We start from the raw sequence: 26,977 nt of genomic DNA on the forward strand, positions 1-26,977 counted from the left end.
TACCTTCGCGCCATTCGCGGTGTCCCGAAGTTTCGGGATGAAAAGGGAATCCGGTGTAAATCCGGAACTGTACCCGCAGCTGTAATTCCATGAGTGTCTCAATCCACACAGCCACTGAGTAAAATCGGGAAGGCATGAGACAAAGGAAGAGTCAGAAGACCTGCCACGAATGTAATAACACATCCTCTTCGGGAAGAAAGAGAGCGTGGCATGAAAGAAAACAAGTACCTACATATTGTTGGTGCATTATTCCTTGGAATAACTAGCACCTATTCGGCAGATGCTCAAGAAGAGTTGTCGGAAGTGACAATTGAAGCACCTCGCTTTGGCAATGCACGCTATGGTTCGGATGAGCGTATTGATACGCTACCCGTTCGATCTATGGCCGATGTAAACCTAGCTGAATCGCTAGCGGGCAATTCCTCCATTTACATACGAAGCTACGGACCTGGATTGGCCAGTACGATCTCCTTTAGAGGATACAGTCCTTCTCAAACTGCCGTGTATTGGAACGGTATGCCGCTAAATTCTCCGGCCTTAGGTCTAACAGACCTTTCAACCCTTCCTCTGGATGCTAAAGTTGAAATTGATGCGGGGGCAGCGGGATCTTTAAACGGTTCTTCGTACATGGGGGGAGCCCTTCAAGTGTATTCCAACAAACAGTTGAACAACGATCTAGAAGTTTCAAATACGTTTACTTATCGCACGTCTGGGTTGTTTGAAAACCGGGCGAGAATATCATTTAAAACGAAGCAGGTCTCGCATCATCTAGGAACGATCAATCAATGGGGGCCACTCGATTTTGAGTATACGGATTTATACGGTGATGTTCGCGAGAGGATAGGCTCGGATCAATCTGCCGTACACCTTACCTATGAGGGTAACTGGATGCTTGAGAATCGTCAGCTTACATGGGGTTTTTGGGGATCTACGATTGATAGGGGGATTCCCAAGAGCATTAGCCAGACCTATGGTCCAGGTGCCACACAATACGACGATCAAACCAGAGCCTACTTCCGATATGAAGTGGATCAGCTCAGGTATGGCTATCACATACAAACCAGTAACTACTGGGAGGATCAACGCTACGTAGATCCTACGGCGAGTTTAAATGACACCAACCTGGCTTGGGCACAATACAGCGATGCATCTTTCTATTACCATATTAACGAATCTCTCTTGCTTACTACCGTTCTTGATCACGCTTACCAAAAGGTGAAAGGGAGTTCTAAGTCAACTTCAGATTTACACCGAATGGGAGCTGGTGTACGCTTGAACTGGACGTTTGCAAAAGACTATCTCATCTTGGATGGCGCGCTCAAAGTAGATCATCAACAATCCCAAACACCACTGTTGCCATCGGTGGGATTGAAGCTGAATAATGTGCGAGGTTTTCATGCGCAAGCTTCCTATCGTCAGCATTTTAGATTCCCTACCTTAAATGATTTATACTGGACACCAGGAGGGAATATCAACCTTAGTCCGGAGCTTGGTTATACGGTAGATATCCGACTAAAAAAGATGTGGGATATTTCAGGAGGACTACTATCACTCTCGGTAGATCCATACTATTCTCAAGTAGAAGACTATATTCTTTGGGTTTCGGTTGGACCGTTTTATTCCCCCATGAATGTTCGAAAAGTAGAACTTTATGGTGGGACTGTTGGAGGTTCATATGCCTCATCATCTGCGCTTACAGTGCCATTTGTAATTGGAGTAGAGGGTTCTTGGAATAGCACGAAAACTTTGGAAAGTACAAACCCCAGCGATCCAACGCTTGGGAACCAATTGATTTATACTCCAGAGTACAGAGCAGCTTTGAATGCTTCAGTCAAATTTTTAGGGGCCTCTCTTTGGATGCGAGCAACCCGAACATCCAACGTACATACTACAACCGACAACAATCCAGTCTACGATATTCCCGGATATAACCTAATAGATCTGGGGGTTGACTATACGTTACCCTATCGTTCGGTAAATGTGACATTGGGAGCAGCAGTTCTCAATGCCACCAACGAAGAATACAGTCAGCAACGATTTTACCCTATGCCGGGGATACAAGGCAATCTATCAGTCAAATTTCAATTTAAATACCATGAGAATTAATTCTTGGGCCCTTTTAGCTGCACTTCCAATCTTGGCGTCATGTGCTAAAGATGAGCCCAAAACATCTAAAGGCAACAACGGAGATTATGCCAATGGGATGTTCATCACCAATGAAGGTCCTTTTCAAGGTGGAAACGGAACACTTTCGTTCTACAACACCACAGATGGAACGCTTGAGAACGATGTGTTTGCGAGTGTTAACCTTCGCCCACTTGGAAACGTGGTTCACAGTATGAGTATTTCTGGTGATCAGGCATTTATTGTTGTAAACAACAGCGGTGTAGTTGAAATCGTTGATGCTGATGACATGAGCTCAAACGGAACCATTACGGGATTGCAACAGCCGCGTTACGCTGTAGGTATTGGTGCAAATGAAGTAGCAATTTCAAACTGGGGAAGTAACTCCGTTGAATTCTACAATACAACGAGTCAGTCGCTTGTTGCAAGTGTGAATGTAAACACAGGGCCAGAGCGCATGTTACTTCACAATGGCATGTTGTACGTTGCAAATTCAGGTGGTTTCGGTTTGGATTCAACCGTTACTGTAATTGAGACTGCTACGCATACCGTTGTGGACACCTTGTACACCGGCTACAATCCTAATGGAATTGCCATTGATGCAAATGGTGATCTATGGGTATTGTGTGGTGGCTACACCGATTGGAACGATGCTTCTAACAATGAAGACGGAAGTATTCACAGATACGACATGGCCACAGGGGCAGAGGAACTCGGACTTGTATTCCCTTCTGCAGATCGACCAACTGGACTAACGCTCGACGCTTCTGGTCAAGTTTTGTACTACTTGAGCAATGGTTACGGCGGAACTCCATTCAGCCTTGACATTACAGCCACAGCCTTGAATACTACTTCATTGGTTCCAGGTGCTTCGCTTTACTCTATGGGGTACAATGATGTGGATGGCGAACTTTATTTAGGTGACGCCGTTGATTACGCTAGCTCAGGAAAAGTGTATCGTTACGATATCTCTTCTCAAGCGGTAGTTGACACCTTGACGGTTGGAATTATTCCAGGAAACTACGCTTTCAATAAGTAAAGGTCTAGGTCTATAGACCCAGAAAAGAAAAGGTCCGCTCTCGAAATGAGGCGGACCTTTTTTATTTTGATCGATTTCTACGCTTATGCACGAGAAGCGGCGAAACGAGCTTCAACTACTTCTTTGATTCCCATAATGGCGAATCCGTAAGCTATAAAGCTAGCAACCGAGTTCAATGCGTAAGGAACAGCGGCTGTGTAACAAGCCATCAAACCAGCAAAATCTTTCGAGTACATTCCGGCATCCGCCATCCAAACTCCAAAATTGGAGATGAGGAAGAAGAGAAAAGCAGAAACTCCTCCGAAGATAGCGTAGCGTCCAAATTTGGAAAGCTTGGCATTTTTCAATCCAAATGCACCTAGTAAGCTAATCAACGCGAACGCTCCGTAAATGTACTCAGCTCCACTGTAGAATAGAGTGAAGCCAGACCCAGTAGAATACACGAGGTTATTCAAAACCAAATCACTTGCAAATAGAGCAAGGAGAGGTAAGAGAACAGACCATGAACTCTTTCTAAACCAAGCCCCACCAATTAGAGCTACAGCACCCATACTTGTGAAGTTAGGAGCGTGAGGAATAAGACGAGTAAATGCTGCTACTGCGAGAAGGGAAGCAACAAACGTAAATGTTTGGCGACGATTCATTTCTTATGTTCTTTGATGCAAAGGTAAGTCTTACACTGGTTTATGCCAATTTAAGAGTGATATAGCTCAAATGCCTCTCTTTCAAGATTTTCTCGGTGATCTGGGTGAGCGATATCAATCATAGCATGAATTCTTTCACGAATAGATTTGCCATAAAGATCGGCTATACCATACTCACTCACCACATAATGAACGTGAGCGCGAGTAGTGACCACGCCCGCTCCGGGTTTCAATTGAGATACGATCTTGCTAATTCCCTTATTCGTTGCACTTGAAAGTGCGATGATGGGCTTTCCTCCTTCAGAAAGAGAAGCCCCACGAATAAAGTCCATTTGGCCACCTACGCCGGAGTAGAACTTTGTGCCAATGCTGTCTGCACAAACTTGTCCAGTTACATCCACTTCAATGGCGCTGTTGATAGCTACCACTTTAGGGTTTTTACGAATCACGGAAACATCGTTTACGTAAGCAATGTCCAGCATGTTCACCAATGGATTGTCGTGGATGAAGTCGTACAACTTCTGTGAACCGAAGGCGAATCCACTCACAATTTTACCAGGGTGAATCTTCTTTTTAGAGTTGTTGATGACACCACTCTCGACTAGAGGGATAATCCCATCACTAAACATTTCTGTGTGAATCCCCAAATTCTCGTGGGTACTCAACTCATTGAGTACGGCGTTGGGAATGGAGCCTATGCCCATCTGAAGAGTAGAGCCATTCTCAATCATCTGTCCGATGTGCTTGCCAATCTTAGCCTCTTCGGGAGTTATAGGTGCTGGCTCGTGCAGCGGGAGCGGCTGGGTGTGCTCCACAGCGTAGTCAATCTCACTAATGTGAATCAAACCATCGCCATGAGAGCGGGGCATGTTTTCATTGATCTGTGCAATTACGAGTTTTGCAGAGTGCCAAGCAGCATTGGTGGCGTCTACAGAGATTCCCAATGAACAGAAACCGTGTCGGTCTGGAGGACTAACTTGAATCAGGGCAACATCGAGAGGAATGACATTCTTTCTGAACAAACCTGGAACTTCACTAAGGAAGCAGGGTACGAACTGCGCTCTACCGTTCCACACGGCTTTGCGCACATTTCCTCCAATAAACAGACAGAATACATCGAAAATACCCGCGTATTCATCATTGGCATACTCCGCATTTCCATCAGTATGCAGATGGTAAATCTTAACTCCATACAACTCCGATGCTCTATTCACTAAAGCGCCAACGAGGGCTTGTGGTGCAGCAGCGGCGGTGTGGATAAATAAGTTTTGTTCAGACTTGATGTGAGAAATCGCTTCCTGGGCAGATACAAAACTTGCCATGATTCTTTAAATAAGCCGTTTGAAAATATAGATGATGAGCAGCAACACAGCGAAAAGGGTGACGATTCCATAGGATGACATTTCGTATCTCGCATGGCGTGCAGCGTCTTTGCGGTAACTCCAAACAAGGAAAATGACAAAGGCAACGGCGAAAATTGCGGCGAATATCCAGTGGCCTGTGGTAATAACCTCAACTTCTTTCATCTTGTGTTATCTTGTTTTCAAAGGTAGGCGCTATTTTGCGCCAGAATCCTGACAAAGGTCAGTCTATTTAATTTAATTATGAAGAAGCAACTCGATTCCGTTTACACCTTTCACGAGACATATAGAATTCCCCAGAATACCAAGCCTGTTGGTGAGATTCCACAAGATCAATACCTTTTGAGATACAAGCTGATGCGAGAGGAGAATGAAGAATATCTTGAAGCGGCTCAGAATCACGATACTGTGGAAATTGCAGATGCTTTAGGTGATATGCTCTACATTCTTTGTGGAACGATCTTGAGTCACGGTATGCAAGATGTCATTGAACGTGTGTTTGATGAAATCCAACGAAGCAATATGTCTAAGTTGGGTGAAGACGGAGAGCCGATCTACCGTGAGGACGGAAAGGTGATGAAAGGCCCGAATTATTTCAAGCCAGATTTGGCTAAGATTTTGGCCGAGTACAAGGACGTGGTATAGTTATCAATAGCGGTTTCGAATGATCATATCTAAGAACTCTATAGATTCTTTCTGTTTGTCATTCGGGTTCTGCTTTTCTGCTTCTATCAAGGCTTCAGTAGCTTGGGGCAATTTGCCCAATCGAAGAAGCATGTCGGCCTTCATGATGTATAAATTAGCAGACTTTTCAGTCTTTAATGTGTGATTTACCCATCTCAATCCACTCGTAAATGCATCGTCACTCAATGAGTAGGAGGTGAGTACATGGATTTGCTCTTTAACGATATCTTCTGTCAGCGGAATGCTTCTCAGTGCTGAGTCGCTGTAGTCTAAGTAAGCGCCAAACTCTCCGGTTCTAAGAAGGAATTCTTGCCATAGAGCAATTCTCGTAAGTACTGTATCTGTCTTGGTTGCTGTAGAATCGTAAATCTTTGTAGGAAGTAGGAGAAGTTCGATCGATTCAACCCGAGAGGAATCGTATTCACGAATGGCCTTGTCGAGGTTGTGTTCGTACATCATGTCGTAGTAATCTGACCATGGGAAATCGGTGCCAAGAGCTTCCGCAGGATCAATTGCGATGTAGTTGAAAATCGGACTTCGAACGTCGGATACGTAGGTAGCTAAGAAAGGCCAGTACTTTGGAGACTGTAGGGAGTCCCACGACAATCCATTCTTGAACTGATTGATTAAGTCAGATTCATAACTCGTTCTATTAATGGAAGATAGAAACATCAAGTCAAACCAATCTTCTACTTGAAGTGTATCTCCACCACTCAAGGCATATTGCAGCTTATTAGGGTAGGTTCTTATGAGGTTGCGAAGATCGGATAGCTTTGTATTGAACTCTTCAGCGTCATATTCACCTTCTAGGGTCATCCAAACAAATTCTGTTCCCGTCATCCACAAGCTTGAAGGTAGTTGAACAACGTCGAAGGTGAGAATGAACTTCTTACCAACCGTTGATTCATTACGGATCAGTACAGGAATAAAATGGTTTGTGATTTCTTCGGCGATTCCTTGATTTCCAAGGGTCTCCTTAAACATAAGATCGCATGGATCACAGTCATCAGAAACCACATAAACAAAGAGGAGGCGTTTGCTTTGTTGAGAGAGGGTCAGAACCTCTTCCCATTCAGAAACACTTTCAACCTCTATAAATTCCGGCTGCGCTTTGAGTTGAAAGCCGAAGAGTGCAATGAATAGAATGGAGAGTACTTGTTTCATTGAAAGATGTCGCTTAAAGACGGACGCTCTTCAAATCTAGGCTTAAATCCTTTTAATCTCTTTTCACCTTCTGGAATATCTTCAACAGGGTAGAGGGTGGCATCGGGTTTCACCAAGAAGATAATTCGCATAATCTTGTTGTCCTTTACCTTGATCTCTAAGTCGCTACAGTCGGCGCGATTAATTCCGAGTAGAACCTCGTTCTCATCGTATGCGTTGTAGACCGTTTGACCATTTCCTGAAACGAATATGCGTTCTAGTTCATTGTCCACAAACTGTCCATACATATTCTTCCCTTTAATTTGATCGTATAGGATTTCCTCCGTTTCAGAAAGCAGGAATGCATTGCCTGTCATAAAAAGGCTATCCATTTTCCCGTCGCGTAATTTCAGGGCGATATTATCTGAAGTCATTTGGTTGATTCCCGTCCAAAGAATGGGTTGATGATATAAATGGAAGGTGGAATCTATTTCAGAATAGAAGAGTGAATCACAGCGTCCTTGAAAGTCTGATTTATAAATTCTCACGTTGTGGTACACTTTCAAAAATCGTTCCGTCGTGTCGTGTTCACGAAAAGTAAGTAGTGTATCACCTGCCAAATGCAGCGAATCACCATCAACATCAATACTGTAAACGGGAAAACCAGTCACAAATGCATAGCTGTTCTTCTTGGTGTATCGGGCAAAGGTTCCTGTCACGGAGTAACCTTCTACTGTATCAGAGAGAAACACATTGTCGTATACTTGTCCGACGTCTGATTGTTGGTTGTAGAAGACAGAGTCTCCGCGAATCAGCTGAGCGTCATTGTAGATGAATACACTGTCTACAAACCAAGAGTAATCGTTGATAGCGTTGAAGTATCCTTTATTACAGTAAATGTCGCCGCCATTTCCAGTAATGTGTGTTTTGCCGTAGAACCACGTTTGTTCCGATTCGCTGTGGTGATACATGGTATCGGAATAGATGATGTAATCTTCGGTTTGAAGTTCAACTTTTTCCTTAAATCGAAGGAGATTGGTGTTGCCATCGTACAAACCTCGAATACTTCGTAGGGTCTCGTTCTTTGCAATGATCTCTGCTCCAGTGGTATAGTATCCTACTTGTGAATTTCTGTCGAACATCAATGCACTGGTAGTGAGCGTCAAATCTGGATCTACGAGCTTCACATTTCCTCGGATGTCGGCCATTTTAGTGTTGCCGTTGTAATCGAGAATGTCGCCGTAAAGATGTAGGGTGTCTCCTTGATTAATGTGCACATTGCTGTAGGCAATCATGCTGTTAGAAACGGGAAAAAAGTGCGCTGAATCACAATACATCAGCGCACCTTCATGTTTCATTCGAACATCTCCAATGAGTCGTACAACCTCGCCAGAACGGTTGATCTGCTTGATGGTTCGGGCAAATACAATCTCTATTTTGGTCTTTTTTGTTTGACCAAAGGCGGTGACTCCGAGGAGAAGGAAAAGAAGAGTGTGAAGTAGCTTCACAAATTTTATCTCTGAATGGTTTGCGTTCTATCTGGACCTACAGAAACCACTTTAATAGGAACACCAGTGTGCTTTTCAATGTAGTCGATGTAAGAACGCAAGTTAGCAGGCATTTCGTCTTCTGAACGTACAGAAGTTAGGTCTTCGCTCCATCCTGGTAGATCCTCGTAAACAGGTTCTACAAGGTGATCTTCAATTCTGTAAGGCAAATGGTCGACCAATTCACCTCTATACTTGTATTGAGTACAGACTTTGATGGTGTCAAAACCACTCAATACGTCCGCCTTCATCATGATAAGCTGAGTCACACCGTTGATGTCAATGGCGTACTTAAGCGCAGGGAGATCCAACCAGCCACAGCGTCTAGGTCTACCTGTGGTAGCGCCAAACTCGTGACCTTTAGCGCGGAGTTCTTCACCTGTTGCATCTTCAAGTTCCGTAGGGAATGGGCCACTACCAACACGAGTACAATAAGCTTTAAAGATTCCGAACACTTCTCCAATGCGATTTGGTGCTACACCAAGACCGGTGCAAGCGCCAGCCGCGGTGGTATTTGAAGAAGTCACAAAAGGGTAGGTTCCAAAGTCGATGTCCAACAACGTTCCCTGAGCTCCTTCTGCAAGAATCTTTTTATTCTCACGAAGTGCATTGTGAATATAGGGTTCACTGTCAACCAACGTAAGCGTTTTCAAGTATTCAATAGCTTCAAACCACTCGGCTTCCATGCTTTCGAGATCACACTCAAAGTTGTACAAAGAGATGAGCTCTTTGTGTTTTGCCACCAAGTTGTTGTAGCGCTCGCGGAAGTCGGGAAGTTCAATATCACCTACACGCAAACCGTTTCTTCCAGTTTTATCCATGTAAGTGGGGCCAATACCTTTCAAGGTAGATCCGATTTTCTTCTTGCCTTTAGAGGCTTCAGATGCTGCGTCGAGCATACGGTGAGAAGGAAGGATCAAGTGTGCCTTTCTAGAAAGGAGAAGTTTTTCAGTGAAATCACCTTCAAACTTGTCCAACGCATCCATTTCCTTCTTGAAAATAACAGGATCAATCACCACACCGTTACCTACAATGTTAATGGAATTGTCGTGAAAAATACCAGATGGAATGGTGTGCAATACGTGCTTAATTCCGTCGAATTCTAGTGTGTGACCTGCATTTGGTCCACCTTGGAAACGTGCGATAATATCATATTGACGAGTGAGTACGTCAACGATTTTGCCTTTTCCCTCATCTCCCCATTGGAGTCCTAAGAGGATATCTACTGCCATAAAGCGTTCTGCTTATTTTGTGGAATTCGAATTCGATTTTTCTACTTCAGCATTTCTCCTTGCGTAAAAGTAGAGGGAGTGTCCGTCTACGCTCACACCAAAGACCTCTTCAATGGTCGCTTTGATTTGCTGGATACGGGGATCACAAAACTCAATTACTTCACCTGTATCGGTGCAAATAACATGATCGTGCTGTTTATTGAAGTAGGATTTCTCGTAATGGGCCTGATTTTGTCCGAACTGATGCTTGCGCACGAGGCCACATTGGAGGAGAAGTTCTATCGTATTATAGAGTGTAGCTCTACTCACGCGATAGTTTTTGTTCTTCATTGAAATGTACAAGGACTCGATATCGAAGTGATCCTCACTCGCGTAGATCTCTTTCAATATGGCATAACGTTCAGGTGTTTTACGCTGTTTGTTATGCTCTAAGTACTCGGTAAATACTTCTTTTACGCGCTCGAAAGCCGTGTCGTCCATATCCATATTTGAACAAAGGGACAAAAATAGCAATTCCTACGTAAGGAATACGTTTTGTAAGTGGTCAATTCTATATTCGAGTAAAAGAATTCCTCCTATCTTCAAGCGCTATTTCACACAGCTTTACTCTTTATGATACGTAAACTATCCATTTTACTACCCCTCTTATTCATTGCTACCGCTGCTTGCGCCCAGTCTAGACGTGCCCAAAGGGAATATCAAGACGCGCGTTCCAGTGTAGCTAACGGAAACTATCAGGAAGCCTTGGAGCACATAAATAAGTCGGTAGAAAGCAGTGAAGATTACGCGGAAGCCTGGCTTTTTAAGGCCGACATCCATACATATTTGGGTGAAGGAGATGAAATGATGACCTCTTACGCGAAAGCTGTGGAATTCGGGATGCCCATGGCGGTATACTTCAGATGGACAGATGCCGCCTTGCGATTGGGGTATTATGCTGAGGCTGATAGTCTTATTCAAATTTACCTCGATTCCGACGAGTTGAACAGTAGATATGCGGGAAGAGCACATAAGATGAAGGAGACTGCACAGTTCGCATTGGTTCAAATAGCCCATCCTGTTCCTTTTGAACCACAGTGGCTAGGAGAAATGGTGAATACCATGGAAATGCAATATTTCCCATCCGTATCAGGGGATGGAAAGACGCTAGTTTTTACGGGGCGAAACATGAACGTCGAGCCAATGGATGAAGACTTCTACGCTACCGAGAAGGTGGATGGAGAATGGACGCGTTCTCAGCGTCTAGAGGGTTTTTTAAATACCACGGGCAATGAAGGCGCACAATCACTTTCAGCCGATGGGAACTACATCTTCTTTGCAGGTTGTAATCGAGAGGGAGGCTTTGGCTCTTGTGACATATATGTGTCGAAGAAACTCAGTGATGGTACTTGGGCAGCTCCTTTTAATCTTGGAGGTAATATCAATACCCGCTTTTGGGAGAGTCAGCCCACCATATCTGCAGACGGGAAAACGCTTCTGTTTGTGAGAGGTGGTAATGGATCAGGTGATAAGGGAGATATTTTTGAATCTCATCTAGTAGATGGCCGCTGGACGAGAGCTACAAAACTACAGGGCGATGTGAATACTGAAGGAGGAGAGGCTAGTCCATTCCTGCATTTTGATGGAAAAACCCTTTATTTTTCTAGCAATGGTCACACCGGAATGGGGCAAGAAGATCTTTTCGTGGCACACAAGGATGAAAATGGCAATTGGACGAACATCCAAAATCTGGGCTATCCGATTAACACTTTCCAAGATGAATTCTCACTTGCGGTAGCTCCAGATGGAAAAACGGCGTATTACGCATCGGACAGAGGTAATGAAGCTGATCATCTAGAACTATATCAATTTGAATTGCCTGAAGAAGTTCGTGCGCTTCCTGTAGCATGGATTGATGGAATTGTAGTTGAGGAAGTTAGTAGTAATCCTGTTAAAGCTTCACTTTCATTTGTGGACCTTGAAACTGGCGAGGAGGTTTTGTCGGATGAGAATGCATCGGACGGAACATTCTATGTATCGCTTCCTTCTGGTGGAAATTATGCGGTAAATGTCACTTCTCCGGGTTACTTATTCTACTCGGAAACGATTAACCTAAAAGATCAAACCGATGCTACCGATGAATATGTTGAGATTGTTCTCAAGCCTATCGTATCTGGGGAAAGTGCGGTTTTGAAAAATGTGTTCTTCGAATATGATTCATTTGAATTACAGAATCCATCTAAAATTGAACTCAACCGACTCGTTGGTTTTATGGAGTTGAATCCAGACGTCAAGATTCGAGTAGACGGACATACAGACGATGAGGGCAATGCCGCTTACAATGCTAAATTGAGTTTAGATAGAGCAGAAGCGGTAAAGCAATATCTTGTTTCACAGGGAGTTAGCGAAGATAGAGTGCAAGTGAAAGGTTTTGGGGCAACGGTGCCAATTGCCGATAATTCAACAGAAGAAGGTCGAGCATTGAATAGAAGAACAGAGTTTACGATCCTGTAAATGGTTGCTCTGTAGGAAGTTTCTTTCAGTTTTTACCTACATTTAGTTACTTTTGGTGTTCCTACAAACCTACACCTAACTATGAAACTGAAGAACTTAGTCCTTCTTTCACTCGGCTTAGCTATGCTTGGTTGTGCTCCGGATTTAGACTTCGATAAATTCTCTGATATTCAGTATCGCGGAGAATGGGAGTTACCGGTTGCCAACGCAAGAATTAGCCTAGAGGACATCCTTGTCAACGACACTCTATTTACGGTAGATCCAGATGGTGGACTCCGTGTGATTTACGAAAGCGATAGTGTTTTCGGCTTTTCCATTGATGATTTTGCTTCTGTCCCTCAACAGGACCCTATCGTAACTACAGTTCCTTTAGACATTCCATCACTTTCTGTGAGTTCTTCGCTGGGAACCATTGGTGAAGCGAAGTTCAAATCTCTTCGCGTTCGCGACGGGTTATTGAGCTTGAGTGTAAATAACCCCTTGAGCAATACCGTAGAATTGCGCGTGGTTATTAACAATGCCGATATTGGAGGAACAACCTTCCAAGTAGACATTGTTGCTCCTGTAGGCCTTTCAACCACCACTGTTCCTGTTGCAGGTTTGGAGATGGATTTAACAAACGGCGGTGTCACTGAGAATTACATCAGCTTTGACATTGTCATTTTAAATAACGGAGGCGCAGCTGCGGGAGAGTCGGTTGACCTGGAATTGGTCTATGAAAACCTCACACTCGGAAATGCAGTGGGTTATTTTGGTCAGAGAAATGTTTCCGTTCCATCGGGAAATTTAAATTTGGGAATAGAGGCATTTGAAAATTTCTTGAATGGTCTCTATCTCGAGAATCCTACCATCGACCTTGCTGTAACAACGAACGTTGGTCTACCCCTTCAATTGAATTTAAAGTTGGACGGCGTAAACACAGCGGGTCAGTTGTCCACTTTGGGCTTAGATCCTATTACCATTTCAGGGCCTTCCACGATTGGTGCTTATGACACAACCCATGTGATCATAAACAACTCAACCAGCAATATTGTGAACTTCATTTCAAATGTGCCGAATACCATATTGTACAGTGGCTCAGGTCAAATGAATCCCGCTGGTGAAACGGGAATCGACAATTTCATCACAGCTGATGGAGAAATGCAAGTGGGAGTGACCATTGATCTTCCATTAGAATTGAGAACGCAGAACTTGGTGTTTGAACAGGACATCAACGATATCGATTTCTCTGATTTGAGAGAGCAAGACAACCCGATTGAGAAGCTAGTGATGAAGTTCCATGTGGAGAATGAGTTTCCACTTGACGCAGATTTGAAAGTGAGATTCATTACCAGTTCACAACAAATTCTGGATAGCGTAACACTCGATCTGTTCGATGCAGCTCCTGTTGATGCAAACGGCAGAAGTACAGGGTATACCATTACAACCGAAGAAGAAGTATTGACAGCTACCAAGATTGATCGCTTGTTGAATGCGAGCAAGCTTCAGTTGATTGTTACAATGAATACTTCCAATAATGGTAACGATGTCGTCAAGATCTATGAGGACTACGACATTGCAGTGAAGCTGGGCTTGAATGTCAAATTGAAATACGATTTATAATGAAAGTTTCTACTAAACACATGCTGGTAGGTGCTTTCGTTACTGCAGCATCACTAGCCCACGGACAATCCATGATTTCTGCCTACAACTTTGAAAGAGTGGGTGAATTTCACATGGCAAACCCGTCAGCTTATCAACCGTATCGCGCCGTTGTTGGTATTCCCGGTATAGGTATGCAGAGCACCTATGTACACAATTCAAGTTTTGATTTGGCTCCGGTAATTTCATCTGGACTCAATGGAAATGAGTCGATTGAATACATATTAGACAATGTAAGTGAAGGAGATCGACTCCTCATCGATCAGACGATGGATATTGCCTACGTAGGTTTCAGAACGGGAAAAGGTTTTTGGAGCTTAGGCGTACAAGTGAAGAATCAAGTGAGTTTTGAATACCCTGTTGAGATTCTGAATTTGGCGTATTACGGCTCTGTTCCGCTTAATGGACAAATCAACATGTCCAATAACGAGACTACATTGAATTCCTATCTCACTTATCACGTGGGTTACCAACACGAATTGATGGATGGCAAAATGAGAGTGGGTGGTCGATTGAAGTATTTAAGTGGATTAGCCCATATGTCTTCTACTCGCACAGATCTTCAGGGTACTTTTAATTCTGATGTATGGACTTTCAACACGGATATTGAGACTCGCGTAGCTACGGTATTGAATGTGGATGATCCCGAATTTACAGGAGTTAATACCTTCCTCTTTAGCGACAACAAAGGATACGCCTTTGATTTAGGTGTTTCATACGAAGTGATGCCAAATCTTGAGGTGAGCATCGCTGCTTTAGATATCGGCTCTGTGACGTGGAGCACGAATACTAGAACCTATACCAGTAAGGGACAATATACATGGGAAGGGGTAGAGTACTCTTATGGAGAGGAAGGAAGTATGAATGGGGATTCTATTCTGAATGATATCGTAGATGCCTTAAACTTTCAAGAAACGGCTGGTGGCAGTTTTACACAAGCACTTCCTAGAAGTTACATGGCTGGTGCAAGATATCAACTGCATCCGAAGCACGGATTTGGAGCTACTTACCAGTTGAATCAATGGGGAGACCGCACTTTCAATACTTTTGGTGTGAGCTACATTGGAAACTGGAGCAAATGGTTCAGCTTCTATGCAAACTATGCGGTTATCGACGGAGATAACCTGAATGTAGGTGTCGGATTCTCATTGAATTTAGGTCCCATTCAATTGTATCTTCTTACAGATGATGTGATGAGTGCGCAACTTTCGAAGGATCTGAATATGGCAAACATCCGCTTTGGTATGAACGTGGCATTGTATCGCAAAGACCTCAAAGGATACGAAGTGGACAAGGAGCCTGCACTGATTGCACCTCCATCAGAAGAAGCGGCTCAAAGCGGCTCTGAAGAAGGAGAGTCTTCATCGGAAACAGAAGATGAAAACAACTCAAATAACGAAACGATCTAACCAACCCAACCATCATTTGAAATTTTTGAATTATGAAAAAGACGAAAAACTTCCTCTACAAATCCCTTGCTGTTGTTGCTCTGGCGGGCACAATGGTCTCGTGTGAAGACATTAACCTTTGTGGCATCACTGAAGATGACCTAGACATGGGAGATGCCTTTATTGAAACAACTTCTTACTTTATGAATGTTGTTTCGCGCGTTGATGAAGCCATGAGAAACGAAGATTTGCAAAACAACGGCTCTACTACTATAGACGGAGCAACAGTTACGCTAGCCAATGACTCTATCACTGTAGACTTTGGCACTTCCAATGTGATTTGTCAAGATGGTAAGTCGAGAAGAGGTAAGATCTCTGGTTCCATTACTGGGGATTACTTCACACAAGCCGGTTCTATTAATTTAAACCTTACAGGCTATCATGTTGATGATGTTCCTGTAGTCGGTAATATCGCTGTTACCAATACAGGTCAAACAGCCAACAACTGGGTAATTTCATTGGTAAGTAGCAATTTTACCATTGGTACGGAATACAACTACAATGCAAACCTTTCCATGGAATGGGAGTCTGGTTTTACGACTACAGATAGCATTGAAGATGACGTATTTGAACTCTATGGAATGGCTCATGGAAATGATTTGGCAGATACCATCAGCTTTTCAACGTCATTTACCGAAAACATGCGCTTCGAAAGAACTTGTCAGTATGTTGTTACGGAAGGTATTGTTGACGTAAGCCTTACTTCTGGTACTTCTGAAGTAGCGAATGTGACAGTTGATTTTAAAGATGAAGACGGATGTAACAACGTAGTTTTCCTAAATGCAAACTGCGATGGTACAGAAGTTAGTTTCCCACATACATTTGATGGTTTCTAAGGAGTCAAGTGCTTCTTAGAGAGAAAGCCTCCCTTTTGGGAGGCTTTTTTGTTTGTGTTGACCAACAATTCCCACCTTCATTGATCAAACCGAGCATGATCGAGCTAGGGGTAGAGGCTTTGTCTTGTGGACTAAATGAGGGCACAACGTGATATTTACTCCAAGTAGTTAGTCGGAAAGCTAGAGTATTCATTGAGTGGATAGATGTCCGCAAAAAGTCTTTGTGAAATGAGTGATGGAATTGTTGGAATTGGTTAGTGGGATTAAAATTTGCCCACCTCCCCGTGATGCCAATCTATCGATTTGCGACACACGAAGCCAGCTGTAAACGGTTGTATCCGTTTGAAGTCCCTGAAGGATATGGACTTCGAGTTATTACAGGTTTAGTATCCGTATCTCTTTTTCCACCTGCGTTCCATAAAGAGCCGCAATTGCTTTTCTCGCTCACTTTCTCCTGGTTCAAAGAATCGTGTACCATCCAACTCATCTGGTAAATAAGCTTGATCTGCGAAATTACCTGGATTATCATGGCTGTAGTTATAACCGGCTCCATAGCCCAAGTCTTTCATGGTCTTTGTAGGAGCGTTCCTCAAGTGAAGTGGTACTGACAGGTCGCCGCTTTGTTTGATTTCGCTCAGGACTTTGTTAATAGCCATGTACGAGGCATTGCTCTTCGGGCTAGTGGCTAAATAGATGGCGCATTGCGAAAGTGGAATTCGTCCCTCTGGCATCCCGATACGCTCAACGGCCATAAAGGTGTTCGTTGCCATGATTAATGCGGTGGGATTGGCTAAACCAATATCTTCAGAAGCACTGATCAGAAGTCTACGTGCGATGAACTTCGGATCTTCACCACCCTCAATCATTCTACCTAGCCAGTAAACCGCACCATTGGGGTCGCTGCCCCGAATGGATTTGATGAAGGCTGAAATGATATCGTAGTGTTGTTCCCCAGCTTTGTCATATCGGGCTCCTCGTTGTTGTAGCGTCGATTCCACATAGGCATCATTAATAACCACCTTCGAGCTAGATTCTCGCTCAACCAGCCATTCTAACTGATTTAACAATTTTCTCGCATCGCCACCCGAGTAGCGAAGCAGAGCTTTAGTGCTCTCCAACTGAATGGATTTTTTAGATAGCTCCACATCCTTTTCGATGGCTTGCTGAACGATTTCTATCAGTTCATCTTCACTGAGAGAATTGAGAACGTAAAGTTGTGTGCGCGATAATAGTGCAGGAATCACTTCAAAACTCGGATTCTCCGTTGTAGCGCCAATTAAGGTGATGGTTCCTCGCTCAACCGCTCCCAAGAGGGCGTCTTGTTGCGATTTGCTGAACCGATGAATTTCATCAATAAAAAGAACGGGGGGAGTGGTCCTGAACATCGTCGCTTTCTCCGCACTTTGAATCACTTCCCTAACGTCTTTAACACCAGCGCTTACCGCACTTAAGGTGTGAAATCCTACATCTGCTGTGCGAGCAAGTAAGAAGGCAAGGGTCGTTTTACCTACACCTGGAGGTCCCCACAAAATCATACTCGGCAACACTTTGCGCTCAAGAGCTGGACGAAGGGCACCGCCTTTACCAACTAAATGCTTCTGTCCAACATAGTTATCTATGTCTTGTGGTCGCATTCTTTCTGCTAAGGGAGTATGAGATGTCATGTTTCTTATGCTTTGACGTCAAAGTTAGGAGGAATTGATTGTTCGATTCACACAATCATTTGCTAGTTTTCAAACATGAATCCATTGGAACAAAGAAAACCACTTTGGACGTACACCATTTTTCCAGGATTGGTCGTCGCTGCTCTCATTGCCATCCACGCAATAGGTGTCATTTTTGACCTTGACCTGTCTCAACATGGTTTACGACCACGGGATTCAAATCGCGTCTTTGGAGTCATCACCTTCTTTTTCCTGCACGGATCTTGGGAGCATTTGTTCAACAATGTGGTTGGCTTGTTCGTATTGCTATCCCTCATGCGGTATTATTTCCCTACGATCTTTTTAAAAATATTGGTCTTTAGCATACTGTTTCCAGCCATTGGAACATTTGCCATAGCGAGAGATGCCATACATATTGGAGCAAGTGGCGCGATTTATTCACTCGCTGCGTTTCTATTCGTGAGTAGCTTGATTCGAGCAAATCGATATATGTTGTCCTTGAGTTTGCTGATTATCTTCCTGTATGGAGGACTCTGGTGGGGGCTGTTTCCATTGGATAATCACGTTTCCTATGAAGGTCATTTTGCCGGAGCGGTGACAGGTATCGTGATGGCATTTATCTATTCGAAAGCACCCTATAATGCTCATGTCAAAGAACCTGAACCCGAGTTTGAGAAAGAAGATGTTCCCGACGTGATTGGCGATGCATGGAAGATTACTCAACCCATTGAGGTTCGTTATATTTATGTTGATGATAAAGATGAAACTGATACTCCTGATGACTCTTCTCCTGACGACAGTGACGATGGAGGCACAACAATACCTGGTAATCCAAGGTGAAGTAGCAAAGATTGTCAAAATTGAAACCGCCCATGAAATTGGAGTGCTCATTCATGGAGAGGAAGATTATTATCGGGGATATCTAACGGCTGTAGGCGATTCCTCTATCTTTATAGAAGGGGGTGAAATTCAATTGAGAGAAATATCCGCTGTTCGCATTTATAAACCCTTTTTTAAGACCATCGGTGTGGCTCAGAGGATTGCAGCGGGTGGGATTGTTGGGTTGAACGGCGTAAACTCTCTTTTAAATGGATATCGCCCGGTTCTCACTGAAAGTGAAATGATATGGGCCGGGGTGCTGTTCGCCACCAGTTATGTGTGGGATTTCTTTAGTCGAAAGACGTATGAAACAAGTGATGGATATCGCTTTTCAACTATAAATTATGCAAACCTCGAGCCGTAAGGCGATTGTTTTTGGAGCAACTGGAGTAGTGGGGCGCGAATTGGTTTCTCAATTGAATGAACTGGGGGTGACGGTTTATGCCGTTGTGCGACGACCTTCGGATATTTTTAGTGAGTCAGTGCATCAAATTGTGATTGCTAATCAACGTGAGTTGTCTCATTCTTCCATTCCATTTGCTGGGTCGGATGTGTACGTAGCGATTGGGACGACCAAAGCAAAGACGCCAAACAAGGATGTGTACTTTGGCATTGATTATGGCATTCCAGTAGCCGTTGCAACGAAAGCATCGGAGGAAAAAGCTCGAAGTTTGCACGTCGTTTCAGCGATGGGAGCTAATCCCGACAGTTTCATTTTCTACAATGCTACCAAAGGGAAAATGGAACGAGATGTAGCAAGTGCTTTTAATGAGGCTTACTTCTACCGACCATCACTAATAATGGGGGAAAGGGACGAGTCTAGAGGCGGAGAAGCGTTGGCGAAATCCATCTTTAAGGTGGTGAACGCTATTCTTCCAAAGAAGATGAAGGGAGTGTATCCTCAACAGATAGCACAGAAAATGATTCGAAATACGGGAGACTTGTCCGATCAACACGTCTTCACTTCGGATGAGTTTCACGAAAAGTGATTATTCACTGAGTGTATCCTTCGCCTCGTGATTTACTTTCCAAGCTCGGATTTTTAGTGAGCCGTTGATGACGAAAATACCGAGTAACACGGCATACAAGCCTACCAATTTGTGAAGGTTTCCTTCTTCCATTTGATCAAAGAAGATCAATCCTCCAAAGGCGAGAGAAATCACGCCTGATAGTGTGACAATAATCGACTTTGTGGTTTTCTTTAATCCGGTGTAAATCAGGTATGCGCCCATGAGAATGCTCCAGACCCCTATCATTTGAATGAAGGTACTCTCGGCCCAATTATCATTGAATAGAATAATTAATCCCATGGCGAGTTCAGCGGCTGCAAGGGCAAACCAACGCCAGTCATAATGCGATTCCTTCCGCATCATCACATAATTAATGATGCCTGTGAAAACCCCCATTCCCACAAGGACAAAGCCCAAGTAGTGGAGAAGATCAGATAGACCAAATTCATTGCTGAATAACAGCATAGCTCCAAGAGCTGAGAAGAGAACCCCGCTCAAAGTAAGGAACCACCAGTAGGAAGAGAATTTTTGTAGCATAGAGGAAAGATACGTTAAAACTACCTCACTTCAATGCTTTCATAGAGGGATCTACCCCCATTCCGAAAAGAGCAAAGTCGTATTTAACAGGGTCTTCAGCATCCAACGAACGAAGTGAGAAATCCAGTTCTTCTACAGCTCTTCGGTCGTTTTGTTTTCGGTTGAGCAGCCCTAAAGCGCGTGCATTAACACCTGTATGGACATCAAGTGGACAAGATAGCAAGGACGGAGAGATGGAGTTCCAAAGACCAAAATCTACCCCTCTGTCGTCGGTTCGAACCATCCATCTAAGGTACATGTGAATCCGCTTCGCTGCGGTTCCTTTGCTGGGGTTCGCAATGTGCTTTCCAGATCGGCCAGGTTCGCGAGTGCCGATCAGTTGATCTCTAAATCTTTGAATAGCGGGAAAGAGATTGTCTTCACCCTTTCTTGGATGAAAGACCTTCTCTAATGATTTGTGCTCTAAATAGATATCACGCAGACCATAAATTAAAAATGCAAGGTCATTTCCATTGAAAGTACGGTGTACAAATCGAAGATCTGACAGTTCAGCAGGTGATGCATTCATGGTGAACTCATAGGGAGTATTACCCATGATGTCCATCATTTTGTGGGCGTTGTTTACAATGGTTTTTCTTTGCCCCCAAGCAATGGTAGCGGAGAGATAGCCCGCTATTTCAATATCCTGAGAAAGAGTGAAAGAGTGTGGAATGGAGATGGGATCGTCCTCGATAAAATTGGGACGATTGTATCGATCCACCAATTCATCGAGTATCTCTTTGATATTTTCCGACATCATCGGATTATCTTACCATCTATCATCTCCAACTTGCGATCTGCAAGTTCAGCTAATTCATGATTGTGGGTTACAATCACAAAGCTCTGGTTGAATTCGTTTCGAAGACGAAGAAAGAGTTCATGCATCTCTTCGGCATGCACGGAATCCAGGTTTCCAGTAGGCTCATCGGCAAACACAATATCTGGTTGATTGATCAGTGCTCTAGCCACAGCCACACGCTGCTGTTCACCGCCAGACATGGCGTTGGGCTTGTGATCAATTCGGTGATGAATGTTCAATATTTTCAACAATTCACCCGCCCGTTTTCTCACTTCTGAATCGGGTTTACCTGCAATAAAGCCGGGCATACATACATTCTCTAAGGCGGTGAACTCAGGAAGTAAGTGGTGGAATTGAAACACGAATCCGATATGAGTATTTCTAAAATTACTCAAACCCTTATCTCTGAGTTGATGAACCTTGTGGTCGCCATACATGAGACTTCCAGAATCAGGACGTTCCAAGGTGCCCATAATTTGAAGAAGCGTTGTTTTTCCCGCTCCAGAAGCTCCTCTAATACTGACTATTTCTCCAGAATACACATCAATATCAACGCCCTTGAGAACGTTTACATCACCGTAGCTCTTAACGATGTTTCGAGCGGATAGAATTGTGTTTGTCATGAGGCGAAGATAGCGTAGTCCAAGAAGTAGGTCAATCGAATACTGAAGATATGTGTACTCGGCATTCCAATGGATTGAATGAAGTTCTCACCATAGGAAGAGTTTACGTTGTTATCGGAGTCAATAAGAGAACTGCGATAGAGCAGTACGAGTTCACTTCCTGGAGCATACCACCAAGAAAACTTTAAATCGACATTCACCGTGTTGAAATTTACATCGTTGCCTAGATCTTCAGCGATGACTTCAATCGTTCCGTCTTCTTCTAAGTTATAGTATTGATTGTATCTCAAACTTCTCCAATAATGTCTAAAATTGAGGGATAAGGACATCTTAGGAGTGAAGATGTAATTTAATTTGAGATTCTGTTGAGCGGTCCAAATACCTCTTGCTCCAATGATTACACTATCCCCCATAAATCCACTCCAACCCGTGTTGTTTGATTCGAAAGAAGGGGTGATTTCATATGAGAAATTGAGTTTGTCATTTACACGAACAATTGGCTCAATGTTGAACGAATACATTTCGTTGTCGAATCCCGGTTGGCGGTAATACGTGAAGCTTGCGTCAATGGCAAAGGGTCTTCTGTAATCTGTGCTGATCCAACCACTATGAGTATATCCCGGTGGGCGTATGAACTTCCTGTCCGGAACGCGCGCTTCGAAGTAGTCGATTTTATCCACAGGAGAAGATTCAAAATCAAGACCGAAAGCAAAGAACCGTTTTGTAATGCCGAAAAAGTGACCTTCCACATCAAAACTCTCATAAACCCTCGGGTTAGCGAGCATGTAATGAGTTGCAATAGCAGTAATTCGATAGCGGTTGAACCATCCTGTTGGTTGAAAAATTTGATAAGATCCTTCAACGGAATGGCCGAATCGGTTGTTGCGTGCTTGGAAGCCTAGATCGTTTTGGTCAAATTCATCCCCTACGTATTGCTGGGCAATATTCCATCGCCAATTGCCCTTAATCTTGCTTAGAGCGACATATGTAGAATAATCGCCAATGGTGCTATCGCCTTGAGCAATGTGAGCGTATTTCCCTTCTCCGTAAAGCTTGTAACTATTGCTGTTGTTGTTCAGGTTAGCAATAAATCCTGTAACGTTCGCATCTCTGGCAGCTCCATTTCGCATAACGTTCGTATTCACTAGGCTGACTGATCGGTTGCGGTTGATTCGCTGATCAATCACGAACACGTTGTAGTTGGTAAGTGGCTCTGTTAGGATTCGAAGCTCTTCTCCTGTTGAGTCGGTGCCTTCGATGTAGTTATTATCTGTGATGGCATTCAGAAATCCAATACCAGTGTTTCCACTCGTTCTGCCTGAAATTTTGGTGGCATTGAGTAGGCGTGTGTAATCTTGGGTCAAATCCGACAAATCACTTAAGTCGGCATTGGTAATATTCTTAGGAGAACCACCAATTCGTCTCGAATAGAACATGTTACCCTTTGAAAACAAATCTGTTCCTTCCACAAAAAACTGTCTATTCTCTTGGTATTGATTTTCGAAAGGACCAAGGTTTAGAACTTGTTTGTCAAACGCCACCTGACCAAAGTCGGGGATGAGCGTAGCATCCAGTGTGAAGCTCTCGTTAATTCCGTATTTCAGATCGGCGCCAAAGTTGACCGACTCCGCATGATCTCCAGAAGGGTAAACATTCTCATAGGCCGAGAAGTAGGGCATAAGACTCAGGCGGACAGGAGGTTTGATATTCTCCATGCCTCGCAATAGTCCGGTTTGTAACTCGTAAGTCGCTACCGATCGATCAATGAAATTCCACGTGTAATTCTGACGATTTCTCCTCGTATATCGCATCATATTCAGTCCCCAATCTTTCACGGCTTTTTCAGAAAAACGCAGGCATTGATAGGGGATTTCCATCTCCACCGTCCAGCCGAGAGAATCGATACTTACCTCACTTTTCCAAACTGTATTCCATGAGATGTCCTCACCATCGTCGGTCGTTCTACTATCGGATTGAACTCCAGCAGCGGTAACGTAAAAGTTGAAATCACTCAAGCCATCGTTGAACGGATTGATGAAAATTCCGAAGTAATCGGTATTCACATTGTACACATCTCTGGGAGAGTATTGATGAAGAATTTGTTCAGGTGATTCATCGTGCATTCGTGCGAAGACGTAAATCGCATCATCGTCAAATGCCAGTTGAACTTCAGTTCTTCGCTCATTGCGCTCGGGAGTGCCATTTTCAGGCTCGAGCATAAAGAAATTAGTAGCTATAGCCGCATCATTCCAAACCTCATCATTGCTCTTTCCATCAATGACAGGTGGAGTAGAACAACGTTCAATGGAATACACTTTTGGTTCACTTTGAGCTGTGAGAAGGTTGGCACAGAACAACGTGAAGCACAGGAGGGGAGTTCTTGTTGTCATTAGGTGCAAAGATAGATTTTGGAACGAGACAACATTTCCTAAAAAGAATACGGAAATAACGGCTCATTAGCCTAGGATTTTGTGGTGGCGTGGCCTATTTTTGCGCCAACCTAAAGCGAATCATAATATGAATCTCCACGAATATCAAGGTAAAGAAATTCTCGCCGGATACGGTGTACGCGTTCAACGCGGCTTGGTGGCACAGACGCCAGAAGAGGCTGTTGAAGTAGCGAAGAAATTGTCTGAAGACACCGGCACGTCATGGTGGGTAGTTAAGGCACAAGTTCACGCAGGTGGTCGCGGTAAAGGCGGCGGTGTGAAGCTTGCTAAGTCACTAGACGAAGTTCGAGAGAGAGCAAATGATATTATTGGCATGAACCTCGTAACTCCGCAGACTTCTGCAGAGGGTAAAAAGGTTCACCAAGTTTTGATCGCCGAGGATGTGTACTATCCTGGTGAGAGCGAAACAAAAGAGTTCTACATGTCTGTATTGCTCGACCGTCAAAAAGGTCGCAACATGATCATGTACTCTACAGAAGGTGGTATGGACATCGAAGAGGTGGCTGAAAAGACTCCTCACTTGATTTTCACTGAAGAGATCGATCCAGCGGTTGGTCTTGGTGATTTCCAAGCGCGTCAAATCGCTTTCAATTTGGGCTGTACAGGTACTGCCTTCAAAGAAATGGTTGTATTTGTGAAGTCGCTTTACAAGGCGTACGAAGGTATTGATGCTTCCCTTTTCGAAATCAACCCTGTCTTGAAGACTTCTGACGATAAGATTTTGGCAGTTGATTCAAAGGTCGTTATTGATGATAACGCACTTTACCGTCACAAAGACATCGCTGAGATGCGTGACCTAAGAGAGGAAGATCCTACGGAAGTTGAAGCAGGTGAAGTTGGACTCAACTTCGTTAAGCTTGACGGAAACGTTGGCTGTATGGTGAACGGTGCTGGTCTTGCAATGGCTACTATGGACATCATTAAGATGGCCGGTGGTAACCCAGCAAACTTCTTGGACGTAGGTGGTACTGCTGATGCTGCTCGTGTAGAAAAAGCATTCCGCATCATTCTTCAAGACAAGAATGTTAAAGCCATCCTCGTAAATATCTTCGGAGGTATTGTACGTTGTGATCGCGTTGCTCAGGGTATTGTTGATGCGTATAAGAACATCGGCGATATTCCAGTGCCTATTATCGTTCGTCTTCAGGGAACTAACGCTGAAGAAGCGAAGAAGCTCATCGATGAGAGTGGTCTTGCGGTTCACTCTGCCGTACAGCTTGTTGAAGCAGCTGATTTGGTGAAGGAGCTAGTAGGTTAATAATAGCTTGAAAGTTAAAACGTGTAAGGGTTTAGGCTCTTGCACGTCTTCAATTATAACATGCTAAAAGTCTTAACGATTTTTTTGCATGTAGATGAGAACCATTTTCACCGAAGCTACGTTAGTAGTATATCCGAAAGGATATCAATCTAGGGTAGTTTTCATAGGTTGATTGGTTAGGTTAGTTTGGTTGGTGAGGCTTCTACCGCTCGGTGGGAGCCTCATTTTTTTGTACTCTACTTCAGATGTACCTTTGGCTCACTAATAAAAGACCATGGAGCTTTTTTCTCTCGATACTATTGAGATTGCTGGGGTTGTCCTCAACATAGCATATCTCATCTTGCTCATTAAACGATCGGTTTATTGCTGGCCAATGGGGATTCTCGGATCGGGTTTGAGCATCTTCATTTTTCTCAATTCTCAACTGTATTCCGAGGCTATCCTATTTTTCTTCTATGTCCTAATTGGAATTTATGGATGGGTGAAGTGGGCAGGAAATTCTGACTCTTCGAACCAAATTCAACCGATTCGCTGGAAGGTGATGCAGCACATCAGTGCTATCAGCATTGGGATTCTGACTACACTTGGATTGGGCTACTTCTTTAGCTCTCAAACAGATGCAAGTAGACCCTTTGAAGATGCTCTGTCTACGGGCTTCGCCTTTGTTGCCTCATTCTTAGAGGCAAGACGTGTGCTTACAGGTTGGTTTTATTGGATAGCCATTAATGGGTTTAGCATTTGGCTATATGCTGATAGAGGATTGATTCTCTACAGTGGACTCTCTGTGGTATATACTGCGATGAGCTTCTATGGATACTATAGCTGGAGGAAGGCAATGATAGCAACTTCATCTTTTTCAGATACCCAAATTCTCGACGAGCCAGGCTTTTAATTCTGCATAGGCCTCTGGACTGATCCCGTGGGGCATAGGGTAGGTCTTGAAAACGTGATTTATTTTCAGTTTCTCGAGATAATCAACACCCTGTTTAGCCCACGATACTGGGATGACCGCGTCTTCCGTACCATGTGTGATGTAAAAAGGCGTTTTCTGAACGAGCTGCATCACGGCTTGTTTAGGCATCAATTCCGAAACGATATAACCGGACATAGCCACGACGGCTTTGAGTTTCTCTGGATGACGAAAACTGTAGGCATAACTCATAATGGCACCCTGTGAGAACCCCATTAAAGTGATAGCGTTGGAATCAACGGGGAAGTGATCTTCTAATTGATCAATGAAACTCTCCAATAATTTAAGACTGTTCAACCCAGCCTCTACATCAGTCCATTTTTCACCGCTCTCGTTCCAGTTGATTTCATACCATGCAAACCCACCAAAACCCAAGCGTAGTGGAGCACGAAGTGAGATGACGTAATGTGTTCTTCTCAAGTCATTTGCAAACGAGAATAGATCGTTTTCGTGACTACCGTAGCCGTGTAACAACAGAACGACTGGTGATTTGCCATTTTCCGCAGGATGGGTAGGAGGAACGCTGACGCAATGAAGGGGTAGGGGTGCTGACATA

Annotated in this window: 25 protein-coding genes and 1 riboswitch; of the genes, 12 read left to right on the plus strand and 13 right to left on the minus strand. The window is 43.8% G+C overall.

Translation table 11 applies throughout. The features are described from left to right. A riboswitch (cobalamin riboswitch) is annotated at positions 1-182 on the plus strand. A gap of 28 nt (positions 183-210) precedes the next feature. Together F8C82_RS04585 and F8C82_RS04590 are read left to right on the plus strand one after the other, a co-directional pair. Beyond that, positions 211-2,106 (plus strand): TonB-dependent receptor plug domain-containing protein, encoded by a 1,896-nt coding sequence (locus tag F8C82_RS04585; RefSeq protein WP_151692373.1) that lies wholly within the window; start codon positions 211-213, stop codon positions 2,104-2,106. Beyond that, a complete protein-coding gene (locus tag F8C82_RS04590) occupies positions 2,096-3,163 on the plus strand; it encodes a YncE family protein (RefSeq protein WP_151692374.1) in 1,068 nt (355 codons plus the stop codon). Before F8C82_RS04585 ends, F8C82_RS04590 begins: the two co-directional genes overlap by 11 nt. An 83-nt stretch (positions 3,164-3,246) precedes the next feature. Here F8C82_RS04590 and F8C82_RS04595 read toward each other — a convergent pair whose 3' ends face one another. Genes F8C82_RS04595 through F8C82_RS04605 form a run of 3 tightly spaced genes read right to left on the minus strand, consistent with a single transcriptional unit; the run spans position 3,247 to position 5,333 of the window. Continuing rightward, positions 3,247-3,807 carry a DUF6580 family putative transport protein gene (locus tag F8C82_RS04595; RefSeq protein WP_151692375.1) on the minus strand — a complete coding sequence of 187 codons (561 nt, stop codon included), beginning with the start codon at positions 3,805-3,807 and terminating at the stop codon, positions 3,247-3,249. A 50-nt stretch (positions 3,808-3,857) separates the two neighbouring features. Continuing rightward, positions 3,858-5,129, minus strand: coding sequence for an acetyl-CoA hydrolase/transferase family protein (locus F8C82_RS04600; RefSeq protein WP_223279444.1), 1,272 nt, complete (start codon positions 5,127-5,129; stop codon positions 3,858-3,860). Between the two features lie 6 nt (positions 5,130-5,135). Continuing rightward, positions 5,136-5,333, minus strand: a complete 198-nt coding sequence (locus tag F8C82_RS04605) for a hypothetical protein (protein ID WP_151692377.1) — start codon at positions 5,331-5,333, stop codon at positions 5,136-5,138. Between the two features lie 78 nt (positions 5,334-5,411). Here F8C82_RS04605 and F8C82_RS04610 point away from each other — a divergent pair, with 78 nt between their 5' ends. Beyond that, positions 5,412-5,813 (plus strand): pyrophosphohydrolase domain-containing protein, encoded by a 402-nt coding sequence (locus F8C82_RS04610; protein ID WP_151692378.1) that lies wholly within the window; start codon positions 5,412-5,414, stop codon positions 5,811-5,813. Between the two features lie 3 nt (positions 5,814-5,816). On the opposite strand, the gene F8C82_RS04615 is transcribed toward F8C82_RS04610, so the two are convergent. The 4 genes from F8C82_RS04615 to F8C82_RS04630 are packed head-to-tail and all read right to left on the minus strand — an operon-like array spanning position 5,817 to position 10,254. Beyond that, the gene (locus F8C82_RS04615; RefSeq protein WP_151692379.1) at positions 5,817-7,016 is read right to left on the minus strand and encodes a thioredoxin domain-containing protein; all 1,200 of its coding nucleotides are present in this window, start codon (positions 7,014-7,016) and stop codon (positions 5,817-5,819) included. Then, positions 7,013-8,503, minus strand: a complete 1,491-nt coding sequence (locus tag F8C82_RS04620; protein WP_170266153.1) for an OstA-like protein — start codon at positions 8,501-8,503, stop codon at positions 7,013-7,015. The genes F8C82_RS04615 and F8C82_RS04620 overlap by 4 nt, the downstream gene beginning before the upstream one ends. A gap of 5 nt (positions 8,504-8,508) precedes the next feature. After that, the gene (locus tag F8C82_RS04625; protein ID WP_151692381.1) at positions 8,509-9,774 is read right to left on the minus strand and encodes an adenylosuccinate synthase; all 1,266 of its coding nucleotides are present in this window, start codon (positions 9,772-9,774) and stop codon (positions 8,509-8,511) included. A 12-nt stretch (positions 9,775-9,786) separates the two neighbouring features. After that, positions 9,787-10,254: a Fur family transcriptional regulator gene (locus F8C82_RS04630; RefSeq protein WP_151692382.1), complete on the minus strand. Its 468-nt coding sequence runs from the start codon at positions 10,252-10,254 to the stop codon at positions 9,787-9,789. A 132-nt stretch (positions 10,255-10,386) separates the two neighbouring features. Between F8C82_RS04630 and F8C82_RS04635 the strand changes: the two genes are divergently transcribed. From F8C82_RS04635 to F8C82_RS04650, 4 genes are all read left to right on the plus strand, one after another. Then, on the plus strand, positions 10,387-12,267 hold the full coding sequence (locus tag F8C82_RS04635) for an OmpA family protein (protein ID WP_151692383.1): 1,881 nt from the start codon (positions 10,387-10,389) through the stop codon (positions 12,265-12,267). An 81-nt stretch (positions 12,268-12,348) separates the two neighbouring features. Further along, positions 12,349-13,869 (plus strand): molecular chaperone, encoded by a 1,521-nt coding sequence (locus tag F8C82_RS04640; protein ID WP_151692384.1) that lies wholly within the window; start codon positions 12,349-12,351, stop codon positions 13,867-13,869. Next, entirely contained in the window at positions 13,869-15,317 is a 1,449-nt protein-coding gene (locus tag F8C82_RS04645; RefSeq protein ID WP_151692385.1) for a DUF5723 family protein, read from the plus strand. The genes F8C82_RS04640 and F8C82_RS04645 overlap by 1 nt, the downstream gene beginning before the upstream one ends. Positions 15,318-15,349: 32 nt before the next feature. Next, a complete protein-coding gene (locus F8C82_RS04650) occupies positions 15,350-16,192 on the plus strand; it encodes a hypothetical protein (RefSeq protein ID WP_151692386.1) in 843 nt (280 codons plus the stop codon). Between the two features lie 383 nt (positions 16,193-16,575). On the opposite strand, the gene F8C82_RS04655 is transcribed toward F8C82_RS04650, so the two are convergent. Beyond that, positions 16,576-17,856, minus strand: coding sequence for a replication-associated recombination protein A (locus F8C82_RS04655; protein WP_151692387.1), 1,281 nt, complete (start codon positions 17,854-17,856; stop codon positions 16,576-16,578). Positions 17,857-17,931: 75 nt separating this feature from the next. On the opposite strand from F8C82_RS04655, the gene F8C82_RS04660 reads away from it, so the two are divergent. The 3 genes from F8C82_RS04660 to F8C82_RS04670 are packed head-to-tail and all read left to right on the plus strand — an operon-like array spanning position 17,932 to position 19,724. Beyond that, the gene (locus tag F8C82_RS04660; protein ID WP_151692388.1) at positions 17,932-18,696 is read left to right on the plus strand and encodes a rhomboid family intramembrane serine protease; all 765 of its coding nucleotides are present in this window, start codon (positions 17,932-17,934) and stop codon (positions 18,694-18,696) included. Further along, a complete protein-coding gene (locus F8C82_RS04665) occupies positions 18,662-19,099 on the plus strand; it encodes a hypothetical protein (protein ID WP_151692389.1) in 438 nt (145 codons plus the stop codon). Before F8C82_RS04660 ends, F8C82_RS04665 begins: the two co-directional genes overlap by 35 nt. Beyond that, entirely contained in the window at positions 19,080-19,724 is a 645-nt protein-coding gene (locus F8C82_RS04670; protein WP_151692390.1) for an NAD(P)H-binding protein, read from the plus strand. The genes F8C82_RS04665 and F8C82_RS04670 overlap by 20 nt, the downstream gene beginning before the upstream one ends. Here F8C82_RS04670 and F8C82_RS04675 read toward each other — a convergent pair whose 3' ends face one another. Genes F8C82_RS04675 through F8C82_RS04690 form a run of 4 tightly spaced genes read right to left on the minus strand, consistent with a single transcriptional unit; the run spans position 19,725 to position 24,133 of the window. Beyond that, positions 19,725-20,282 (minus strand): HdeD family acid-resistance protein, encoded by a 558-nt coding sequence (locus F8C82_RS04675; RefSeq protein ID WP_151692391.1) that lies wholly within the window; start codon positions 20,280-20,282, stop codon positions 19,725-19,727. It lies immediately after the preceding gene. A 25-nt stretch (positions 20,283-20,307) separates the two neighbouring features. After that, complete coding sequence (locus F8C82_RS04680; protein ID WP_151692392.1) at positions 20,308-21,081, minus strand: TIGR02757 family protein; 774 nt, start codon at positions 21,079-21,081, stop codon at positions 20,308-20,310. Beyond that, complete coding sequence (locus tag F8C82_RS04685; RefSeq protein ID WP_151692918.1) at positions 21,078-21,731, minus strand: ABC transporter ATP-binding protein; 654 nt, start codon at positions 21,729-21,731, stop codon at positions 21,078-21,080. Before F8C82_RS04685 ends, F8C82_RS04680 begins: the two co-directional genes overlap by 4 nt. Positions 21,732-21,739: 8 nt before the next feature. Continuing rightward, positions 21,740-24,133 carry a DUF5916 domain-containing protein gene (locus F8C82_RS04690; RefSeq protein ID WP_151692393.1) on the minus strand — a complete coding sequence of 798 codons (2,394 nt, stop codon included), beginning with the start codon at positions 24,131-24,133 and terminating at the stop codon, positions 21,740-21,742. A gap of 127 nt (positions 24,134-24,260) precedes the next feature. On the opposite strand from F8C82_RS04690, the gene sucC reads away from it, so the two are divergent. Both sucC and pnuC read left to right on the plus strand, forming a co-directional pair. After that, entirely contained in the window at positions 24,261-25,451 is a 1,191-nt protein-coding gene (sucC, locus tag F8C82_RS04695; protein WP_151692394.1) for an ADP-forming succinate--CoA ligase subunit beta, read from the plus strand. 274 nt (positions 25,452-25,725) lie between these two features. Continuing rightward, positions 25,726-26,343, plus strand: a complete 618-nt coding sequence (gene pnuC, locus F8C82_RS04700) for a nicotinamide riboside transporter PnuC (RefSeq protein WP_151692395.1) — start codon at positions 25,726-25,728, stop codon at positions 26,341-26,343. On the opposite strand, the gene F8C82_RS04705 is transcribed toward pnuC, so the two are convergent. Beyond that, positions 26,308-26,976 (minus strand): alpha/beta hydrolase, encoded by a 669-nt coding sequence (locus tag F8C82_RS04705; protein WP_151692396.1) that lies wholly within the window; start codon positions 26,974-26,976, stop codon positions 26,308-26,310. The two genes, pnuC and F8C82_RS04705, sit on opposite strands and share 36 nt — an antisense overlap. Position 26,977: the final 1 nt, after the last annotated feature.

This window comes from Phaeocystidibacter marisrubri (assembly GCF_008933165.1).
In the GTDB taxonomy this organism is placed as follows: domain Bacteria; phylum Bacteroidota; class Bacteroidia; order Flavobacteriales; family Schleiferiaceae; genus Phaeocystidibacter; species Phaeocystidibacter marisrubri.

Excerpts from the sequence above, each read along its gene's own strand:
- F8C82_RS04585 (WP_151692373.1), top strand. The coding sequence starts at position 211 with ATGAAAGAAAACAAGTACCTACATATTGTTGGTGCATTATTCCTTGGA.
- F8C82_RS04590 (WP_151692374.1), top strand. The coding sequence starts at position 2,096 with ATGAGAATTAATTCTTGGGCCCTTTTAGCTGCACTTCCAATCTTGGCG.
- F8C82_RS04595 (WP_151692375.1), bottom strand. The coding sequence starts at position 3,807 with ATGAATCGTCGCCAAACATTTACGTTTGTTGCTTCCCTTCTCGCAGTA.
- F8C82_RS04600 (WP_223279444.1), bottom strand. The coding sequence starts at position 5,129 with ATGGCAAGTTTTGTATCTGCCCAGGAAGCGATTTCTCACATCAAGTCT.
- F8C82_RS04605 (WP_151692377.1), bottom strand. The coding sequence starts at position 5,333 with ATGAAAGAAGTTGAGGTTATTACCACAGGCCACTGGATATTCGCCGCA.
- F8C82_RS04610 (WP_151692378.1), top strand. The coding sequence starts at position 5,412 with ATGAAGAAGCAACTCGATTCCGTTTACACCTTTCACGAGACATATAGA.
- F8C82_RS04615 (WP_151692379.1), bottom strand. The coding sequence starts at position 7,016 with ATGAAACAAGTACTCTCCATTCTATTCATTGCACTCTTCGGCTTTCAA.
- F8C82_RS04625 (WP_151692381.1), bottom strand. The coding sequence starts at position 9,774 with ATGGCAGTAGATATCCTCTTAGGACTCCAATGGGGAGATGAGGGAAAA.
- F8C82_RS04630 (WP_151692382.1), bottom strand. The coding sequence starts at position 10,254 with ATGGACGACACGGCTTTCGAGCGCGTAAAAGAAGTATTTACCGAGTAC.
- F8C82_RS04635 (WP_151692383.1), top strand. The coding sequence starts at position 10,387 with ATGATACGTAAACTATCCATTTTACTACCCCTCTTATTCATTGCTACC.
- F8C82_RS04640 (WP_151692384.1), top strand. The coding sequence starts at position 12,349 with ATGAAACTGAAGAACTTAGTCCTTCTTTCACTCGGCTTAGCTATGCTT.
- F8C82_RS04645 (WP_151692385.1), top strand. The coding sequence starts at position 13,869 with ATGAAAGTTTCTACTAAACACATGCTGGTAGGTGCTTTCGTTACTGCA.
- F8C82_RS04650 (WP_151692386.1), top strand. The coding sequence starts at position 15,350 with ATGAAAAAGACGAAAAACTTCCTCTACAAATCCCTTGCTGTTGTTGCT.
- F8C82_RS04655 (WP_151692387.1), bottom strand. The coding sequence starts at position 17,856 with ATGACATCTCATACTCCCTTAGCAGAAAGAATGCGACCACAAGACATA.
- F8C82_RS04660 (WP_151692388.1), top strand. The coding sequence starts at position 17,932 with ATGAATCCATTGGAACAAAGAAAACCACTTTGGACGTACACCATTTTT.
- F8C82_RS04665 (WP_151692389.1), top strand. The coding sequence starts at position 18,662 with ATGGAGGCACAACAATACCTGGTAATCCAAGGTGAAGTAGCAAAGATT.
- F8C82_RS04670 (WP_151692390.1), top strand. The coding sequence starts at position 19,080 with ATGCAAACCTCGAGCCGTAAGGCGATTGTTTTTGGAGCAACTGGAGTA.
- F8C82_RS04675 (WP_151692391.1), bottom strand. The coding sequence starts at position 20,282 with ATGCTACAAAAATTCTCTTCCTACTGGTGGTTCCTTACTTTGAGCGGG.
- F8C82_RS04680 (WP_151692392.1), bottom strand. The coding sequence starts at position 21,081 with ATGATGTCGGAAAATATCAAAGAGATACTCGATGAATTGGTGGATCGA.
- F8C82_RS04690 (WP_151692393.1), bottom strand. The coding sequence starts at position 24,133 with ATGACAACAAGAACTCCCCTCCTGTGCTTCACGTTGTTCTGTGCCAAC.
- sucC (WP_151692394.1), top strand. The coding sequence starts at position 24,261 with ATGAATCTCCACGAATATCAAGGTAAAGAAATTCTCGCCGGATACGGT.
- pnuC (WP_151692395.1), top strand. The coding sequence starts at position 25,726 with ATGGAGCTTTTTTCTCTCGATACTATTGAGATTGCTGGGGTTGTCCTC.
- F8C82_RS04705 (WP_151692396.1), bottom strand. The coding sequence starts at position 26,976 with ATGTCAGCACCCCTACCCCTTCATTGCGTCAGCGTTCCTCCTACCCAT.